The 17,841-nt window shown below is 44.8% G+C and carries 18 protein-coding genes; 10 read left to right on the top strand and 8 right to left on the bottom strand.

The window, feature by feature from the left end; all coding sequences use genetic code 11:
* The first annotated feature begins 98 nt into the window (after positions 1-98).
* From IX95_RS13425 to yfcE, 5 genes are read left to right on the top strand one after another with little or no spacing between them, the layout of a single operon-like run.
* Positions 99-833 (top strand): DUF1538 domain-containing protein, encoded by a 735-nt coding sequence (locus tag IX95_RS13425; protein ID WP_021457029.1) that lies wholly within the window; start codon positions 99-101, stop codon positions 831-833.
* Positions 830-1,624 (top strand): DUF1538 domain-containing protein, encoded by a 795-nt coding sequence (locus tag IX95_RS13430; protein WP_019274737.1) that lies wholly within the window; start codon positions 830-832, stop codon positions 1,622-1,624. Before IX95_RS13425 ends, IX95_RS13430 begins: the two co-directional genes overlap by 4 nt.
* Positions 1,614-1,964, top strand: coding sequence for a P-II family nitrogen regulator (locus IX95_RS13435; protein ID WP_019274738.1), 351 nt, complete (start codon positions 1,614-1,616; stop codon positions 1,962-1,964). Before IX95_RS13430 ends, IX95_RS13435 begins: the two co-directional genes overlap by 11 nt.
* Positions 1,961-2,365, top strand: coding sequence for a CBS domain-containing protein (locus tag IX95_RS13440; RefSeq protein WP_021457030.1), 405 nt, complete (start codon positions 1,961-1,963; stop codon positions 2,363-2,365). Before IX95_RS13435 ends, IX95_RS13440 begins: the two co-directional genes overlap by 4 nt.
* 50 nt (positions 2,366-2,415) lie before the next feature.
* Entirely contained in the window at positions 2,416-2,961 is a 546-nt protein-coding gene (gene yfcE, locus IX95_RS13445; RefSeq protein WP_038160880.1) for a phosphodiesterase, read from the top strand.
* Positions 2,962-2,987: 26 nt separating this feature from the next.
* Here the strand turns inward: yfcE and IX95_RS13450 are convergent, their stop codons facing one another.
* The 4 genes from IX95_RS13450 to IX95_RS13465 are packed head-to-tail and all read right to left on the bottom strand — an operon-like array spanning position 2,988 to position 5,458.
* Positions 2,988-3,266 (bottom strand): SelT/SelW/SelH family protein, encoded by a 279-nt coding sequence (locus IX95_RS13450; protein ID WP_019274741.1) that lies wholly within the window; start codon positions 3,264-3,266, stop codon positions 2,988-2,990.
* A 6-nt stretch (positions 3,267-3,272) separates the two neighbouring features.
* The gene (locus IX95_RS13455) at positions 3,273-4,028 is read right to left on the bottom strand and encodes a sulfite exporter TauE/SafE family protein (protein ID WP_038160883.1); all 756 of its coding nucleotides are present in this window, start codon (positions 4,026-4,028) and stop codon (positions 3,273-3,275) included.
* 49 nt (positions 4,029-4,077) lie between these two features.
* Complete coding sequence (locus tag IX95_RS13460; RefSeq protein ID WP_006957388.1) at positions 4,078-4,593, bottom strand: regulatory protein ToxS; 516 nt, start codon at positions 4,591-4,593, stop codon at positions 4,078-4,080.
* A gap of 10 nt (positions 4,594-4,603) precedes the next feature.
* Entirely contained in the window at positions 4,604-5,458 is an 855-nt protein-coding gene (locus IX95_RS13465; RefSeq protein WP_038160885.1) for a winged helix-turn-helix domain-containing protein, read from the bottom strand.
* A gap of 252 nt (positions 5,459-5,710) precedes the next feature.
* On the opposite strand from IX95_RS13465, the gene htpG reads away from it, so the two are divergent.
* From htpG to hemH, 3 genes are all read left to right on the top strand, one after another.
* Positions 5,711-7,615, top strand: coding sequence for a molecular chaperone HtpG (gene htpG, locus IX95_RS13470; protein ID WP_006957390.1), 1,905 nt, complete (start codon positions 5,711-5,713; stop codon positions 7,613-7,615).
* A gap of 317 nt (positions 7,616-7,932) precedes the next feature.
* Positions 7,933-8,577, top strand: a complete 645-nt coding sequence (adk, locus tag IX95_RS13475) for an adenylate kinase (RefSeq protein ID WP_006957391.1) — start codon at positions 7,933-7,935, stop codon at positions 8,575-8,577.
* A gap of 132 nt (positions 8,578-8,709) precedes the next feature.
* Positions 8,710-9,666 (top strand): ferrochelatase, encoded by a 957-nt coding sequence (hemH, locus tag IX95_RS13480; protein ID WP_006957392.1) that lies wholly within the window; start codon positions 8,710-8,712, stop codon positions 9,664-9,666.
* A gap of 58 nt (positions 9,667-9,724) precedes the next feature.
* Here hemH and IX95_RS13485 read toward each other — a convergent pair whose 3' ends face one another.
* The 4 genes from IX95_RS13485 to IX95_RS13500 all read right to left on the bottom strand — a co-directional run bounded on the left by IX95_RS13485 (position 9,725) and on the right by IX95_RS13500 (position 15,476).
* Positions 9,725-11,215, bottom strand: coding sequence for a winged helix-turn-helix domain-containing protein (locus tag IX95_RS13485; RefSeq protein ID WP_038160887.1), 1,491 nt, complete (start codon positions 11,213-11,215; stop codon positions 9,725-9,727).
* 193 nt (positions 11,216-11,408) lie between these two features.
* Positions 11,409-12,026, bottom strand: coding sequence for an outer membrane beta-barrel protein (locus IX95_RS13490; protein ID WP_021457038.1), 618 nt, complete (start codon positions 12,024-12,026; stop codon positions 11,409-11,411).
* A 307-nt stretch (positions 12,027-12,333) separates the two neighbouring features.
* Positions 12,334-12,774, bottom strand: a complete 441-nt coding sequence (locus tag IX95_RS13495; RefSeq protein ID WP_038160889.1) for a DUF411 domain-containing protein — start codon at positions 12,772-12,774, stop codon at positions 12,334-12,336.
* A gap of 8 nt (positions 12,775-12,782) precedes the next feature.
* Entirely contained in the window at positions 12,783-15,476 is a 2,694-nt protein-coding gene (locus IX95_RS13500) for a heavy metal translocating P-type ATPase (RefSeq protein WP_038160893.1), read from the bottom strand.
* Positions 15,477-15,954: 478 nt separating this feature from the next.
* On the opposite strand from IX95_RS13500, the gene IX95_RS13505 reads away from it, so the two are divergent.
* Positions 15,955-17,091, top strand: coding sequence for a porin (locus IX95_RS13505; RefSeq protein WP_038160896.1), 1,137 nt, complete (start codon positions 15,955-15,957; stop codon positions 17,089-17,091).
* Positions 17,092-17,164: 73 nt separating this feature from the next.
* Positions 17,165-17,821, top strand: a complete 657-nt coding sequence (locus IX95_RS13510; protein ID WP_038160900.1) for a YccT family protein — start codon at positions 17,165-17,167, stop codon at positions 17,819-17,821.
* The last annotated feature ends 20 nt before the right edge of the window (positions 17,822-17,841 follow it).

A 17,841-nucleotide genomic window follows, 5' to 3' on the forward strand; every position in this document is an offset into this window, starting at 1 on the left:
TTTTGTTACTTTTGTTGGCCATCCCGCTATGCGAGTCACATCAACTGTGCAATCCATTTGTCATCATAAACAAGTACTTCACGGATAAAGAGGTTTCTATGCAGGCAATTACTGCGCTGCTAAAAGCGTTCTTGGGCAGCATGCGGGATCTGTTGCCAATTGTTGCCGTAATTGCTTTTTTTCAGCTGGTGGTGCTGCAAGAGCCGCTGCCCAATATGTTATCGATATTGTTCGGTCTAATGCTGGTTGTCATGGGGTTGACGTTTTTTATCTTCGGGTTGGAGATGGGGCTGTTTCCCATTGGTGAGTCCATGGCACAGGCGTTTGCTAGAAAGGGCAGCGTTTTCTGGTTGATGATCTTTGCGTTTTGTTTGGGGTTTGGTACCACGGTAGCTGAACCCGCTCTCACTGCTGTAGCCGATGAAGCAGCAGAAGTTGCGGCCGAAGGGGGGATGATTGCTTCTGGAGAAGTGGCGAAGGACGACTATGCCAATGGTTTGCGCTACACCGTCGCCTTATCGGTAGGGATAGCCATCATGCTGGGCGTACTCCGTATTCTTAAAGGGTGGTCGATTCAGTACATGATCATCGGCGGATACATTGGGGTTGTCGTACTGACCATGTTTGCACCAGATGCCATTATTGGTGTGGCATACGATTCTGGCGGCGTGACCACATCAACTATCACGGTCCCTTTGGTGACAGCTCTCGGCGTTGGGCTTGCATCGGCCATTAAAGGTCGTAACCCGATGATAGATGGTTTCGGGTTAATCGCCTTTGCGTCCTTGTTACCTATGATGTTTGTGATGGTTTATGGAATGGTGGTGGCATGATTGAATGGTCGCACTTTGTTGACACTTTTCTTGGCACTATTAGCGATGTCATCCCTATCGCATCGATTATTTTCGGCTTTCAGTTTGCAGTATTACGCCGCCCAGTAACGAATCTACCCAAAGTATTGCTTGGGTTCGGGTACGTGATTCTTGGCTTATCTTTGTTCCTTATCGGTTTAGAGCTGGCGTTGTTCCCACTCGGGGAAACAATGGCGACTCAATTGACGGCCCCTGCCTTTTTACAAGAATTTAGAACCAGCGTATCGGGCGCTATCGGTTGGCAGGATTACTACTGGGTGTATTTATTTGCCTTCTGTATTGGTTTTAGTACGACAATTGCTGAGCCTTCTCTGATTGCTGTCGCTATTAAGGCTAACCAAGTGTCGGGTGGCTCTATCAGTGTGAACGGCCTACGCATCGCCGTGGCGTTGGGAGTCGCAATTGGCATCTCTTTGGGGAGTTATCGGATCGTTGTTGGCGATCCAATCCATTACTACATTATCGCTGGTTACATTGTGGTCGTTATACAGACCTTTTACGCTCCCAAGTTAATTGTCCCGCTGGCCTACGATTCTGGCGGCGTCACGACATCCACAGTCACCGTGCCTTTGGTCGCCGCCTTAGGGTTAGGGCTTGCTTCTACCGTTCCGGGAAGAAACCCAATGATTGATGGTTTTGGCCTGATTGCCTTTGCCAGTTTGTTCCCGATGATTTCTGTTATGGGTTATGCCCAAATCACTCGTTGGCTCAACAAAGAGTCGACGAAGGAGGATAGTGAAAATGCGCTTTAAATTGATACTGGCTTTTGTCGAAGACAGTAAAACTGAAACGGTACTGGATGCGGCCAGGAATGCAGGTGCAACAGGCGCTACCGTGATCAATCACGCCAGAGGGGAAGGCCTAAATAAGAAGCGCACCTTTTTTGGTCTGACCCTAGAAGTGCAAAAAGACGTATTGCTGTTCGTTGTCGAAGAGCACCTTTCTCGTCATATTCTTGAAACCATCAGTGAGGTTGGAGAATTTGATCAGGAGTCGGGGCAGGGAATAGCGGTACAGATCGACATTGAAGATGCAGTAGGCGTTGCTCATCAGGTGGAAAAACTAACCAAAGTAGTAGAGGACGAATTATGAGCAGTCATGAAAAAATCCGTGTACGTGATGTGATGGCGAGTACTTACGTCATGATTGATGGCCTGACAACCGTCAGAGAAGGTATTCAGCTAGCTCGCAGCCATGAAGTGAAAGCTTTGGTTGTGAACAAACGGAATGAAGACGATGAGTTCGGTCTGGTGCTAATGAATGACATTGCGAAAAAAGTGCTGGCAAAGAATCGCTCGCCTGATCGGATCAATATTTATGAGATCATGACAAAACCAGCTTTGTCGGTGGATCCTGACATGAACGTGAAATATTGCGCACGTTTGTTCGAGCGCTTTGGTATCAGTCGAGCACCTGTGATTGAAAACGGTCAGGTTATAGGGATGGTGAGCTACAACAATATTGTGATTAATGGCATGGCAAGAGATGACTAAACATAGTTGAACCCGTAAAATAGCCTCAGTTTCTTTGAGGAAATGATGTCATGAAATTGTTTTTTGCCTCAGACTTGCATGGCAGTTTGCCTGCAACCGAGAAAGTACTTGCGCAGTTCGACCAATCTGGCGCTGAGGCTTTAGTTTTACTGGGCGATATTCTTAACCACGGGCCACGTAATCCGGTACCTGAAGGTTACAACCCTCCAGCAGCCGCGGAACGACTTAATCAATATGTGCAGAAGATTATTGCTGTTAGAGGTAATTGTGACAGCGAAGTAGATCAGATGCTGCTCTCTTTTCCGATGATGATGGATTACGCATGGGTGTTGCTTGAGAGCGGCCATCGCTTGTTTGTTACTCATGGTCATCTGTATAACACGGACAAACGTCCTCCTTTAAAGCGTGGGGACGTGATTGCACATGGTCATACCCATGTGCCTGTTGCGCAGTGGCAAGGGGAACAAGTCATCTTTAACCCAGGCTCAGTGACGTTCCCACGTAATGGTTTTGAACCTAGTTTCGGTGTTTATGAAGAAGGGGAGCTAAAAGTGGTGACCTTCGATAATCAGGTGCTAGCCTCGATTCGACTATAAAAAATGCCCGCTAAAGCGGGCATTTTTTACTTAGTATCAGAATGGCCAAGGTCCCTTTCTGGATCTATGATATCTCGAACTTTCTGTTTCAGTACTTTCGCTTCTGGGAAGCCACCATCACGCTTTCTTTCCCAAATAAGAAGACCATTGCAATGAATCTCAAAACGACCGCCTGTATCGGGATGTAAAGAGACGGTTTCGATCTCTTCACTAAAAGTATGTAGCAGCTCCTGAGATAACCATGTAGATCGCAACATCCAATTGCATTGGCGACAGTAATAAATATCGATTTTTGCTTTGTCCATAAAAACTCACAGTAATAACTTGATGCCGACTGCAAAGGTCAGCAATTCAAAACAAACCTTAATAACCTGATTACTATAGCGAGTGCTCAGGTAAGCTCCTAGTCCTCCGCCAAGGAAGGAACCGAGCAATAAGATAGGTAGCCATGGCCAGTAAATTGGGGCGCCTGCTTGTGCAACCGCTGCACCACCAATGCCGTTCCAAAATAGCCCGACGCAAATCATTGTGAACGCGACAGCCTGCTTATAGCTGTAACCAAACCAGCGAACTAAGAAGATAGTCACTAATAGCCCAGAGCCCGCCGTGAGAGAGCCATTAATTATCCCAATTAGAATCAGGCCTAGCCCGCCGAATATCCAACCTAGCGTATGACGATTTGTTGGCAGTTCTTGCTGGCCCAACTGTCGTTTGAAGCGAGAGTAGATACCGATAGCCAGAATCATCAGCCCCAATAACGTTTCGGCCAGCTTCTCGGGAATCATCAACACGATATTGGCGCCGATGATGACGCCGATACTGCCAACCGCAATCAGATAGAGAGCGACTTTGAAGTCTATCGTTTTTTGCTTAATGTGCGTGAACGCAGCACCAATACCGAGAGCGACGCTGGCGACCTTGTGGGTTGCAAGTGCAACGGAAAATGGTAGGCCGAAGAAAATGAGTAACGGGAATTGCAAAAGTCCAGCACCCCCGCCAGACAAGGAAGCAAGCGTGTTTGAGATAAATGAGCCGATAAATAGCCCAATTGAGTGAATCCAATCCATGATGAGTAAGATAAAATTAGGGGAGCATCATGCTCCCCTTAGGTAGAAATTAGTTAGAGAAAAGTACCGTAGAGCCGTGACTTAAGCTCGTTAGAAGTAATGTTTTCTCATTCACAATGTCGATTCGGCGGCTCTGTTGAGCATCCATCTTAAAGATCTGAGTGATGAGTTTTAGCTGATCGGCAGTGAAGTCTTTGCTTTGTGCTGAAGAAACGTCTTTGAACTCGATAGGTGAGACCAGCAGGTAGTTATCACTGATATCCCATTCGCCCGTTTCAGATATGTTGATGACATTTTCACTTTCTGCATTGTTAGCATACAGACGAACAGTAGCAACTCGAATGTAGCTACCGTTAGGTAGGTACTTCACGTTAGAGGTGACATCCACTTTGCGAAGCGGGCCAACTGACTCTTCTTGAAGGCTATCTGTAATTACTGTCACCATTTTTGACTGCCATTCCTTCGCGGTCAGCACTTGCTCAACTTTTAGATCACTGCCCCAGTATAGCCAGCCACTGAACAGAGCTGACAGAACAAGTAATCCAGCTGCGATTTTCTGATTCATGTCGTTATTCCTATTGGCAAACTTTACTGAGGTCTTGCTGTTCAGCAAAAATACGAACGGTGATGTTTTCACCAGAGTTGTCTAGTGAATGAATGTAGTTCAGTACTAACTGATTGTTCTGGCCACCAGTCGCGATTACTTCGACGGGAGCGACGGTTGCATGAGCGGCATTGTAACGTTTCACACATTGCTCAATTGATGGGTACCACTCACTGAGATCAGGATGATTAATCGGTGTTTTCACCGGAGTATTATCGTAAACCGCAACCTGGCGGAATTTTGATTCTGCTGGGTTGGTAAATAGTACAACGCACAAAGGAATAAGTAGTGCCAGAACCAACATAATACGTATAGCCCATCTAGATTGAGGCTTAACGTTTGGTGTTGATTTTGTTTCCGTAACGGTCGACTTAAGTGAGCTGACTTCGTCTACATGAGAGTCAGTAGGCAGTTCAACCGAAACATCTTCTGCTTCAAGTGCTTCCTCTTCGGCTACTGAAGTGTCTCCACTCATAAATGGGGTTGCACGTTCTACATTACAAATAAGTTGATAGCCGCGCTTAGGCACTGTTTTGACATATTGAGGAGACTTGGTTGAGTCTTGAAGCTGCTTGCGTAATGTCGAAATCGCCTGAGTTAGGCTGGAGTCATCGACTTCAAAGCCTTGTTCTCGCCAGACGAAGTCATGCAGTTCGTTGCGGGATACGATGTCATTGGGTTTTTCTGACAGTAAAAGCAGGATGCGACTTTCATTGCTTCCCAGACGAATGACTTCATTGTCGTTTGACTTGTCCACCAGAGAGTTCGTATTGGGGTCAAAAGTGAATCTGTTAGCAAGATTGAACTTAGTGCCTATGTTACTCATTGGATATGACCATTATTGTTGTATAGATTTCATCAGATGCGCGCAAAAATCCCTATATCAGGGAGGTGACGTTTAGTTTTTTTGATTTTTTGAGGTGCAAGAATAGTCAAAATAAGATCAAAAAAACACTGTTTTTATGATTTTTGACCTTGAATTTACAATTGTCACCCTCATGTTAACTTGCAGATTATCTCAGTATCGCCCCCGTTGACAATGCGGAGGCTTGATAAATATAGATGTTACGGAGCTATCATGAGCGATACAGCAACACAAAACAAAGAAACTCGTGGCTTTCAATCTGAAGTAAAACAGCTACTTCACTTAATGATTCATTCTCTTTATTCCAATAAAGAGATCTTTTTGCGTGAACTGATTTCGAACGCATCTGATGCTTCAGATAAGTTACGTTTTCAGGCGCTGTCTAATCCTAATTTATATCAAGGCGATGCTGAATTAGGTGTAAAACTTTCATTTGATGAAGCCTCAAATACCCTAACTATTTCTGATAACGGCATCGGTATGAGCCGCGATGATGTGATCGAGCATTTGGGTACGATTGCAAAATCAGGTACAGCCGAATTTTTCTCAAAGCTGTCGGAAGACCAATCTAAAGACTCTCAACTGATTGGTCAGTTTGGTGTAGGTTTCTACTCAGCGTTTATCGTTGCCGATGCAGTGACAGTTCGCACTCGTGCTGCTGGCCTGTCAGCTGATGAAGCAGTTCAGTGGCATTCTGCTGGTGAAGGTGAATACACCATCGAGACAATCTCGAAAGAATCTCGTGGTACTGATATCGTTCTTCACATGCGTGATGAAGGTAAAGAGTTCCTAAACGAGTGGCGCTTGCGTGAAGTGATCAGCAAGTACTCGGATCACATTGGCATCCCTGTTGCCATTCAAACTGCCGAGCGCGACGAAGAAGGTAAAGAAACAGGTGAGAAGAAGTGGGAGCAAATCAACAAAGCTCAAGCACTTTGGACACGCAACAAATCTGATATCTCTGAAGAAGAGTATCAAGAGTTCTACAAACACGTTTCTCACGACTTCGCTGATCCACTGGTGTGGAGCCACAACCGTGTTGAAGGTAAGAACGATTACACCAGCTTACTGTATATCCCAGCAAAAGCGCCTTGGGACATGATGAACCGTGACCACAAATCGGGTCTCAAACTGTACGTTCAGCGTGTATTTATCATGGATGATGCTGAGCAATTCATGCCTTCTTACCTACGTTTCGTTCGTGGCTTAATTGATTCAAACGATCTGCCATTGAACGTGTCACGTGAAATTCTACAAGACAACAAAGTGACGCAATCTCTGCGCAACGCTTGTACTAAGCGTGTTCTTACGATGCTTGAGCGCATGGCGAAAAATGACGAAGAGAAGTATCAGTCATTCTGGAAAGAGTTTGGTCTGGTTCTAAAAGAGGGCCCTGCAGAAGACATGAGCAACAAAGAAAAAGTTGCTGGTTTGCTGCGTTTTGCTTCTACAGAAGTGGATTCCTCGGAGCAAACGGTCGGTTTAGCCTCTTACGTTGAGCGTATGAAGGAAGGTCAGGACAAGATTTACTACCTGACAGCAGATAGCTACGCTGCTGCGAAGAACAGCCCTCACTTAGAGCAGTTCAAAGCAAAAGGCATCGAAGTCATTCTGATGTTTGATCGTATCGATGAGTGGTTGATGAACTACCTAACAGAGTTTGATGGTAAGCAGTTCCAGTCGATCACTAAAGCAGGCCTTGACCTGAGCAAGTTTGAGAACGAAGAAGAAAAAGAAAAGCAGAAAGAGACGGAAGAAGAGTTTAAGTCTGTTGTTGAGCGTACGAAGGACTACTTAGGCGAACGCGTAAAAGAAGTACGTACTACGTTCAAGCTAGCTTCAACACCAGCGGTTGTTGTGACCGATGATTTTGAAATGGGTACACAAATGGCGAAGTTGCTTGAAGCCGCTGGTCAGGCTGCACCTGAAGTAAAGTACATCTTCGAAATCAACCCAGAACACCAGCTTGTCAAACGCATGGCGGACGAAGCCGATGAAGAAGCGTTTGGTCGTTGGGTCGAAGTGCTTCTTGGTCAGGCAATGCTAGCTGAGCGTGGTTCGATGGAAGACCCGTCTCAATTTGTCGGCGCCATCAACTCGCTTTTGACTAAGGGCTAATAGTCAAACGGTAACAAAAAGCTCGCATTATGCGGGCTTTTTGATTTATTTGCGCTTATCGTGAATAAAACAACGTAAGTTTGCAGCTTAATGTGAGTGTTTAAGCATTCTTTAGTCGTAAGCTGCGCTACGCGAACAGATTGTGTGATAGAATGCAATCTTGAAACAAAGTGAGCAGGCGTGTAATGTGCACGCCTGTTTTATTGTCAATTGAAAGAACAGTTATACCGAAACTTACCGTGAGCTAAGGCTGTTGTTTGTTATGAACATCATAGTGAGCTTCGGTATAAATCATCATTATCTTAAGAGGATTCAACATGCGCATCATTCTTCTAGGTGCTCCAGGTGCAGGTAAAGGCACACAAGCAAATTTCATCATGGAAAAATACGGTGTTCCGCAAATCTCTACTGGTGACATGCTACGTGCTGCTATCAAGGCAGGTACAGAGCTTGGTAAACAAGCTAAAGCTGTTATCGATGCTGGTCAGCTAGTTTCTGATGAAATTATCCTAGGTCTAATCAAAGAGCGTATTGCTCAAGATGACTGTGAAAAAGGTTTCCTACTAGATGGTTTCCCGCGCACGATTCCTCAGGCTGATGGTCTGAAAGAAATGGGCGTTGATGTCGATTACGTTATTGAATTTGACGTTGCTGATGACGTTATCGTTGAACGCATGGCTGGTCGTCGTGCTCACCTACCTTCTGGCCGTACTTACCACGTAGTATACAACCCGCCAAAAGTAGAAGGCAAAGACGACGTAACAGGTGAAGACCTGGTTGTGCGTGATGACGACAAAGAAGAAACTGTTCGTGCTCGTCTAGGCGTTTATCATGAGCAAACTGCACCGCTTATCGACTACTACGGTAAAGAAGCGGCAGCAGGTAACACTAAGTACCTTAAGTTTGATGGTACTAAACAAGTTGCCGAAGTTAGCGCTGATATTGAGAAAGCACTGGCTTAATTTTGCTAACGGCAGAATTTAAAAGTTTGATATAGTGGAAGCGACCCAGATGGGTCGCTTTTTTATCGCTACATATTGATCGATAAAGAAGTTTCCAACGTAAAGCCTCTTTTAAAGTGTCGACAGGGTCCTATGCAAAACAATAAAAAACAGGGTGTGCTACTGGTTAACCTAGGTACACCAGATGCACCTACAGCTCCTGAAGTAAAGCGTTTTCTCAGCCAGTTCTTGCATGACCAACGTGTTGTGGATATGACACGTTGGTTATGGTGTCCGATCCTACATGGCGTCATTTTGCCTATTCGCTCACCCAAAGTTGCTAAGTTGTATGAGAGTGTTTGGATGGAAGAAGGCTCTCCTCTCATGGTTTACTCTAAGCGCCAAGCTGAGAAATTGGCTAAATCGATCGATATCCCAGTTGAACTTGGCATGACTTATGGTAATCCGAGTCTTCAGTCTGGGATGGAATCCTTGATAGAAAAGGGCGTGGAAGAGGTGATTGTATTGCCACTTTACCCACAATACTCGGGAACAACCACTGCCGCAGTTTCTGATGGTTTAACCAAAGCATTTAAAAATATTCCGGTGATGCCAGGGTATAAAATGCTCCGCGATTATCATGACCATCCAACTTACATTAAAGCGTTGGCAGAGAGTGTAAGGCGCTCTTGGGCAGAAAAAGGACGTGGTGACTATTTACTGTGTTCGTACCATGGTATTCCTCAGCGTTACGCAGACAACGGGGATATATATCCCAAGCACTGTGAGGCGACCACAGAGTTATTAAGACTGGAATTAGGTTTGAACAAAGAGCAGATTGGAATGACCTATCAATCCCGCTTCGGTCGTGAAGAATGGCTGCAACCCTACACCGATAAAACGCTGGAAAAGTTGCCTGAAAAAGGCATTAAGAAGCTGGATATCATGACGCCCGCCTTTTCTTCGGACTGCCTTGAGACTTTGGAAGAGATTTCGGAAGAATGCAGAGACGTATTTCTTGAGCAAGGAGGGGAAGTCTTTAACTTCATTCCATGTTTGAACGATGATGATCTCCATATTCAGATGATGGTTGAACTTATTGGTCGCTAGACAGCTCAGTTTGATTAGAAAATCCACCTCACGAGGTGGATTTTTTGTGCCTCAATAATTAATCGTAAGGTTGGCAGAATTGCTCAATACCTTGCCATAGAACAGACTGCGGCTCTTGAATGTACTTGACGTCTTTTAGTGCCTCACGCCAAAGGTCGAGGCATGACTGTTGTCTGTCGGGGCTAGAGTAATGATCGAGTACCCGCTCAGCTTCAATGGTACTGGTAAGTGCTGAAATAGCTTTGAGATAGTGGGCAACATACATTTGCTTGTTGCCTATTTTTCGGTTGATGTTGGCTTGCAGTAACAAGATCAGCGCATTTTCTGGTATCTCGGTTACATATTCTCGTTGCAGCATTCTTAAACTGCGTTCAACTTCACCCGAACGATAAGTAAGGAGTGCTAGCAGCATATGTAGATCTGGTGGAGGAACTGGAGTTTGCTTCCTCACCTTTTTTATCCAGCTCTTTAATCCGTCACTAGATTGCTGAGTGAAAAGTAACTCTCGAGTATAAAACAGTACTTCAATCCCAGATAGCTGGCGGGAGAGCAGTTGTTCAAGAGTCAGCTCTGATACAGATACAATTTGGCTAGACAACTTCGAAGATAATGGCTTTATCGGCTGTGGGAGCTTGAAGTACTCACTTAAATCCACATTAAGTTGGTTAATCGTTGCAGCTAAGTAGGGAGGCTGAAGATGATATATTTTGCGCCATGCGACTCGGCCAGAAGCAGAGTGGTGAAGAAGGCTCTCCAAGTTCAACACTCCGTTTGTATCTTCCCACAGATTAAAGCTCAGAGTGTAGTCTGAGTCATAAAAGGCTTCAGAGCCGGGGAAGTTTTCATGTTCGCTTAGGCTTTGTAGGTAGTAGGTTGGCGAACTCATATTCGATAGATGGATATACGGAGAACAGCTTTGTGAGTGCAGGATCAGTGCTTTTAATTTGAGAACGGTTTGGTTCAGGCTCTGTTCTTCATGATTGATACTATCGAGAAGCAGCCTAACCTGAGGGATATGCAGAGTATTACTTTTTTTGTCTTCTTCAAAATGAGACCAAGTGTGGATCGCGAACACTACAGCGATCGCACTCAAAATCAAATTTAAACTCCAGGAAAAATAGCGCAGCGCTGTTTGCTTTTTTTCAACGCTCTTTTTAGCGGTTTGCGGAGCTTTGTTCGAGTCCGATGTTTTTGCTACAAGCTGAACGCCGCTTTCTGGAATGTAATAGCCCCGTTTTGGGTAAGTGATGATGATCTTAGATGGATCGGCTTCTTCAGAGTGTTCACGGAAGAGGTTCCGCAATAAGCTAATTCTGTTGGTGACCACATTTTTGGAGATGTACTGACTTTCCCAGACCGACTCTATAAATTCTTCAATTGACGTTGGGTTCCCAACGTTTGTGAGTAAAATTTCCAGTAACGCCAAGTTTCTTGGTTCAAGAGATATTTCTCCTTGTTTGGAATGGAGAGTTTTATCCGCTGGATTATAGGTAAGATCTGCAATAGCAATATTGCATTGTTCTGATTTAGCTTTTTCAAGTAGATTCATGCAGTGCTATCGAAGTACGTCGTGATTGAACAGAGGACGCGAATTCTACCGCAATATCAATGTTGCTTATAAGTCCTGAATGTGACATTAGGTGTCTTAAAAATGAGAACTTGAACCGAGATTGTTTAATTTTAAATGATAGAGATGGGAAATTCAGGTGTGGAGAGTCCAACCACACCTGATAGACGTTAGCTTAGAAAGAGTAGCTAGCGTTTAGGTAACCAGTGTTTGAGGCATCGAAATTAACCTCAATGTTGTTGCCGCTGAAGTTCAATTTGTGTTCATTGCTGAAGTATTGGCTGTGGCGGTAACCTAGTTCCATACTGAAGTTGTCTGTGAAGTGGTAGCCTAAACCTAGGTTTAGCCCAGCAGTCAGTCCTGTATTTGAGCTGTCAGCTGGCGTTACCCCCATTGCTGAAAGTTCAAGCTCACTTTTATAAACACCTAAATTGGCGCCAGCAAGAAGATAAAACTGTTCAGTAACATTATGTAGGTAATCAGCACCTGCACCAATCTCGTTGCTAGAAATCGCGGCTTTCGCTACTGTAATTCCAAACGTTTGGTACTCAACACTACTCTCACCATTAGTTTGAATGTAACCGTATGCTCTCAGGTTTTTGTTGAAGTAGTATCCGCCTTTAAGGCTAAGAAAACCTGTATCCTCAATATCCTGATAAGCTGATGCGCTTGAATCTTGGCCTGAAGTTGTATACGAACCTCCGCCAAGCTCTAGTGCAACGTAGCTTTGATCCGCAAGTGAAGGCATTGAAACCAGTGCAGCTGTTGCCGCTAAAAGTAGAGTTTTTTTCATAGTTTTACGCTCAAGTAATTGTTTGTATTGAGTTGTGATTGCCTGGACTGATTTGATGAGAAACAGTAGTTGCCATCAATTAGCAGCAATATTAGAAATGCGGTACGCATGCTCGCTTTTTCGCCGGAGGGAAGTTAACGGAGGATGTTGAAATAGGCGAAAAATAAATTTACAAATAGTTGAATAGAATTACATTTTTCATCTAACTGCTTGCTATTTCAGGCTTTTTTGTGGTCTGTGTAAAGTGGAAACGCCTGAAAAAATCAGGCGTTTAAAAATATAAAAGCATCAACAGAAATGGTTATTACTAATTTCCAGGGTAAGAGCGATATTCGAATACCTGACCTTGTTCGTTAAACGCATAAACAGAATAGGCATCTTTTTCATTGCCGTATTCCATACCAGGCGAACCCATCGGCATGCCAGGAACGGCTAAACCTTTAGCATTTTTAGGTGGGTTCTCTAAAAAGGCTTTAATGTCCTTTGCCGGAACGTGCCCCTCAAATACAAAACCGTTAATTTCAGCTGTATGGCATGAGGCCAATTGTGGCTTTATCCCCAGCTTTTGTTTGATTGGGTTCATATCATCGTGCAATTTTTCTTCAACCGTGAATCCAGCTTCCTGCATGTGTTTGGTCCATTCTGTGCAGCATCCACAATATGGTGACTTGTGGTTGAGCACGTCTGCCGCCAGCACGTGACCGGACAGTAAAAGAAGGGACGCAAAGGAAATAACTTGAGTTTTCATACACACCTCTATGAACGAATCGAAGATTTAAAGAGCCTTAATCGGTTGGCATTGCTCACGACTGTGATTGATGAGAGCGCCATTGCTGCACCAGCGACGACTGGACTGAGCAAAAATCCGAATGCCGGATACAGTACGCCAGCTGCGACTGGAATACCTAAAGAGTTATAAATGAACGCACCGAATAAATTCTGTTTCATATTTTTAATTGTTGCTTTGGAAAGTTCGATGGCTTTAACAACGGCCAGTGGTGATGAGTTAAGCAAGGTCATTTGTGCACTTTCGATTGCGACGTCGCTACCGCTACCCATTGCGATACCGATGTCTGCGAGCGCGAGAGCCGGTGCATCGTTGACGCCATCACCAATCATAGCAACCCGCTTTCCGCTTGCCTGAATTTGAGCTACATGACCTGCCTTTTCATCAGGCAGTACTTGAGATATCACCTGTTCGATCCCGAGTTGTTTAGCTATCGCCTTAGCAACATGCTGGTTGTCACCAGTTAACATGACAGGAGTAATCTGCATTGCGAGCAGGGCATCCACAGCTTGTTTCGCGTCTTGTTTAATTGGGTCGGCAATGGCGATTAATCCTGTTACCTGATTTTGCTGAACGACGATCACTGGAGTCCAGGCATTGTCTGCACAGCGCTGCAGTTCTTGTTCAAGTTCTTCAAGCTTGAGTTCTTGTTTCTGAGCATAAGGCAAAGAAACCACCGCGATACTTTCATTTTCTAAAACACCAGTCACTCCCATGCCGCGCATGTTATTGAAATCGCGAACTTCACCCAAACTAAGCTGAGCTTCTTGAGCTTGCTTTACGATGGCTTTTGCCAGTGGATGCTCTGAATATTGCTCTAAGCTAGCCGCTACGATTAGCAGCTGTTGATCGTCCTGATTAACAGCAAAGATATGCTGAACGTCAGGTTTTCCCTGAGTTAATGTACCTGTCTTATCAAATACAACCGTATCGATATTGCTTGCAGATTGAAGCACATCCGCATCTTTGATTAAGATCCCCATTTCAGCGGCTTTACCAATACCAACAGTCACCGACAGCGGGGTCGCTAAGCCTAGCGCACAAGGACAAGCAATGATCAGTACGGTGGTGGTAACGACCAACATGTAGCTCGCTTTCGGGTCAGGGCCAACCATAAACCACACTAGTGCAGAGAACAGAGCAATAGCGACAACGACAGGGACAAAGACAGCCGAAATTTGATCTGCCAGTTTGGCGATGGCTGGTTTGCTGCTTTGAGCTTCCCGTACCATGGTAATAATGCGCGACAGCATAGTATTGCTGCCGACTCCCGTTGCTTCAATGACTAAGCTGCCATCCTGATTTAACGTGCCTGCAGAAATCGTATCGCCTGATTGTTTGTAGACGGGGACAGGTTCACCAGTAAGCATAGATTCATCGAGGTAAGACTCACCTGAAACGACGTGCCCGTCGATAGGAGCTTTTTCACCAGGTTTGATTCGCAGCTGCATGCCTTCTGTTATCTGGTCAATTGCAATCACTTGGTCGCCAGACTCGGTAATCAGTATCGCTTCATTAGGCTGAAGGTTAATCAGAGCCTGCAATGAGCGAGTGGTCTTCGCTTTGGCTTTTGCCTCAATGTAATGACCTAAAGAAATCAGACCGACAATCATCGCGCTGGCTTCAAAGTAAACATGACGTGATGCTGGTGGAAACCAATCTGGGAAAGCCACTACTAACATTGAGAACAGCCAAGCGGCACCCGTACCCAACGCAACGAGGGTATCCATGGTTGCACGCTTGTGAGTAAGAGCTTGCCAAGCGTTGGAGAAGAAGCTTTTTCCCGCGGTAGCAAGAAGCCAGAAGCAAATAATCCCAACGACGCCCCAAATTAACTGATCCTGACTGGTACGGATCATCATATTGCCACCCAACACACCCCAAAGCATGAGTGGTACGCCGATCACAATACCAGCCCACGCACTTTTCTTATGATGTGCTTGCACGGCCATTTGTTGGGCCTGTTGCTTCTCTTGTTGTGTTGCTGGATCGTCAACAATTTCAGCCTGATAGCCAGCTTCTTCTACTGCATTGGCTATAGCGTTTATGGTTTTGTTGTCTTTAGAGGTACTGAAAACTAAGGCACTTTGCTCCGCAAGGTTAACCTGAGCTTTGTCTACGCCTTCTACCTGAGTCAGTGCTCGCTCTACAGATGCCACACAACTGGCGCATGTCATTCCTAATATCAAAAAATGAAGGGTTTCTTTGTTATTGGAAGAGTGAAGGTGCGAGCTTGGCTGAGTGGCTTGTGGTTGAGTCTCTGGCTCTTCTATTTCTGATTCAGACTCGCTGGCTTGATAGCCAAGAGAGGCGACAAGATCTTTCACTTGTTGCTGTGTTAGTAACGTCGAAAGAGAAAGCGTGGTTTTCGATACATCAAATTGTCCAATATCGTCACTTTCTTCTAAAGCAGACTCAAGCTTGGCCACACATTTACCGCAGCTTAGTCCTGATAGGTGGAACTGATACTGATGACCTGCCTGATACCCCAGAGATTGAATTGATTGTTCTAAATCTACAAAGGGGCTGTCGCTATCCAGAGTGATATGTTGTGGCGTTAAATCATGGATGTTAACCCGATGCTGAGAGGTAAGTTCTCGCTCAACTTTCCGAGCGCAACCCATACAGCTTAAACCTGATAGTGGAATATCGAACTGACGCATAACATAACCCTCAACGATGAACTGTTGCTGAGAATAAACCTTACCTCAAGGGGAAGGTCAAGCACTGTCAATGAAGAAATACCAAAACGTCAAAACCCTCGATAGAACAGTGTTTTCTTTGTCTTATCTTGCGAGACATTTCAAATTTTTTATAGGGAATATATCAATTGAGGTAAATCACTCAAAATTGGGCGTGATCCGATAGGCAAATATAGTGAGAGCAAGGTTGTTAAAAAGATTAATAGTTCAGTTTTGACGTTTTTATTTCTTTGCCTTTGATTTCAATGTTCTGATTTTAATGGATTTATTGTTTTTTTTCTTTTTAGACTTTGACGCTAATCAGATATTGATCCTTGCAATTTTTTGGCAAAAAAAAAGTTTGCCAACATATCCCTGTCCATAAATAGTTCCCTTCAAAACATGAACTTAAAAGTGCCTGAAGGGAGCGGCGAAAAACATAATGACTAGGGGTTAACGTATGTCTAATTATAAAAAGACACTTGTTGGTGCGGCAGTTTCCAGTGCGATTCTGGCATTTTCAGGTGCAGCAGTAGCGGATACAAATTTAGAAGCAAAGTATGAACAAGGCATTTACGGTTTGATTGCGATGCAGGTGGCCAACCGTGACTACGACAACTCACCAGCAAATGATGGTGTTCAGTTCAACAACGAATCCCGTTTAGGTTGGCGTGGTACTGCCAAGTTTGACAGCTTAGAGGATTGGACCTTTTTGTGGCAAATCGAGTCGGGTTACGTCGATGAGTCTTTTGCTGGCGAAGATGGGGGCAATGGCTACCTAGGTCGACGTGATACTTTTGTCGGTTTTGAACATGACTCGATCGGTCAGATCAGGCTGGGCCGCGTGTTAACTCCTATGTATGAACTGATTGACTGGCCAGCGACTAACCCTGGAATGGGCAACGTCTGGGACTGGGGCGGAAACATTGGTGGTAATAACTTTAACGATCGCCAGTCTGACACCATTCGTTGGGATACCAAAGAGCTGTGGACTGGCTTCACCATGGATATCGCCGTGGGTGCTGGTGCAGACCGTGCTGGATCGACAACGAGTACTGAAGCTGGGAGCAACTATTGGCATGGTATGGCCGCACACCAGAAATTTGATGGTGACTGGGGTTGGGTTCAGTTAGATCTCGCTTATGAAATGAACTACGACACCATGCAAGGTGATAATGAGAAGTACTGGGACAACCAAACCTACCTAATGGGCGCTCAAGGTGGTTTCAACAATGGCATTGGTTATTTCGCTTACTACCGTATTGCTGAAGCGCAAGATACGTTGGGCAGTGACGAGACTGAAAACTCTTACTCTGTTGGATTGACTTACAACTTTGGTGAAGGTGATAAGTGGCAAGCTAAGATTGCTCGAGCGGAAAACCTCGGCCTAGAAGTCGATGGTCAAGACATTGAGGGGACTAAAGATAACGTAACCTCTATGCAACTAATGTATGCGGTTGATACCAATGCGGTGGTTTACGCGCGTTACGCTATCAATGATCTGGAAAATACGGGTAAAACAGGGGAAGGCTACCAAGGTCGTTGGAAGTCTGACAGCTTTGATGAAGCGTCTGTCGGTATTGAATACTGGTTCTAAATTAGCCTCATTTTATGATAAGGCGGCGGTTTGCCGCCTTTCGTGGTTCTAAAAATTTTAGTGTGAGAAAAGTATGAAAAATTGGTTGCCTGCAATCTTACTGGGGGCTGTCGCTTTGCCTGTCAGCGCGAATGAACTCAAAATTATTGATGAGATTGAACCGTTAGCACTTAATGGCAAAGAGATGTCAGCAAGCGATTTCCAAAGTCGACAAGTTATCAATCTAAAAGAAGGCGAGAATCAGTTGCTGTTTGGGTTAGACCAGATTGTGGTTGAAGATGGCCGTCGTAATAAGCTGGTATTTCCTTCAGTCGTGATGCGCTTTGAATCCTCTCAAGAACCACTCACTTTAAGCTACCCGGTATTTCGTCAAATAGATCAGGCGAAGAAGTTCCGCCAAACTTTGGATTTCTCACTGGTTGATAAAAATGGTAGCCCTGTTGATTACCAAGTGGATTTGATTCAGGTGAAAGGTTTCTCTTCGTTCAAAAACTATGAAGCTGCGATAGAAGAATACAATCAAACTGACGCTATAGCATCGCTCTCGTCTCAAGCTCATGGTAGCGATAATCACAATACGCAAGCGGTCGCTGCGTCTACCATCGACTCAGCCTCGACTTCAGAGGTAAAAACGACGGCGAGTGCAGATTTACAACGCGAGTTTCTTAAGATGACACCGCAACAGCGCCAAGAGTTTATCTCATGGGCAGTAAAACACCTTAATGAATGATGAATTCTGCTCAAGACGGA

The organism is Vibrio sp. B183, assembly GCF_000740665.1.
Taxonomy (GTDB): domain Bacteria; phylum Pseudomonadota; class Gammaproteobacteria; order Enterobacterales; family Vibrionaceae; genus Vibrio; species Vibrio coralliilyticus.

Excerpts from the sequence above, each read along its gene's own strand:
- IX95_RS13430 (WP_019274737.1), top strand. The coding sequence starts at position 830 with ATGATTGAATGGTCGCACTTTGTTGACACTTTTCTTGGCACTATTAGC.
- IX95_RS13450 (WP_019274741.1), bottom strand. The coding sequence starts at position 3,266 with ATGGACAAAGCAAAAATCGATATTTATTACTGTCGCCAATGCAATTGG.
- IX95_RS13440 (WP_021457030.1), top strand. The coding sequence starts at position 1,961 with ATGAGCAGTCATGAAAAAATCCGTGTACGTGATGTGATGGCGAGTACT.
- IX95_RS13425 (WP_021457029.1), top strand. The coding sequence starts at position 99 with ATGCAGGCAATTACTGCGCTGCTAAAAGCGTTCTTGGGCAGCATGCGG.
- IX95_RS13455 (WP_038160883.1), bottom strand. The coding sequence starts at position 4,028 with ATGGATTGGATTCACTCAATTGGGCTATTTATCGGCTCATTTATCTCA.
- IX95_RS13485 (WP_038160887.1), bottom strand. The coding sequence starts at position 11,215 with ATGAATCTACTTGAAAAAGCTAAATCAGAACAATGCAATATTGCTATT.
- IX95_RS13505 (WP_038160896.1), top strand. The coding sequence starts at position 15,955 with ATGTCTAATTATAAAAAGACACTTGTTGGTGCGGCAGTTTCCAGTGCG.
- IX95_RS13490 (WP_021457038.1), bottom strand. The coding sequence starts at position 12,026 with ATGAAAAAAACTCTACTTTTAGCGGCAACAGCTGCACTGGTTTCAATG.
- IX95_RS13510 (WP_038160900.1), top strand. The coding sequence starts at position 17,165 with ATGAAAAATTGGTTGCCTGCAATCTTACTGGGGGCTGTCGCTTTGCCT.
- IX95_RS13460 (WP_006957388.1), bottom strand. The coding sequence starts at position 4,593 with ATGAATCAGAAAATCGCAGCTGGATTACTTGTTCTGTCAGCTCTGTTC.
- htpG (WP_006957390.1), top strand. The coding sequence starts at position 5,711 with ATGAGCGATACAGCAACACAAAACAAAGAAACTCGTGGCTTTCAATCT.
- IX95_RS13465 (WP_038160885.1), bottom strand. The coding sequence starts at position 5,458 with ATGAGTAACATAGGCACTAAGTTCAATCTTGCTAACAGATTCACTTTT.
- IX95_RS13495 (WP_038160889.1), bottom strand. The coding sequence starts at position 12,774 with ATGAAAACTCAAGTTATTTCCTTTGCGTCCCTTCTTTTACTGTCCGGT.
- yfcE (WP_038160880.1), top strand. The coding sequence starts at position 2,416 with ATGAAATTGTTTTTTGCCTCAGACTTGCATGGCAGTTTGCCTGCAACC.
- hemH (WP_006957392.1), top strand. The coding sequence starts at position 8,710 with ATGCAAAACAATAAAAAACAGGGTGTGCTACTGGTTAACCTAGGTACA.
- IX95_RS13500 (WP_038160893.1), bottom strand. The coding sequence starts at position 15,476 with ATGCGTCAGTTCGATATTCCACTATCAGGTTTAAGCTGTATGGGTTGC.
- adk (WP_006957391.1), top strand. The coding sequence starts at position 7,933 with ATGCGCATCATTCTTCTAGGTGCTCCAGGTGCAGGTAAAGGCACACAA.
- IX95_RS13435 (WP_019274738.1), top strand. The coding sequence starts at position 1,614 with ATGCGCTTTAAATTGATACTGGCTTTTGTCGAAGACAGTAAAACTGAA.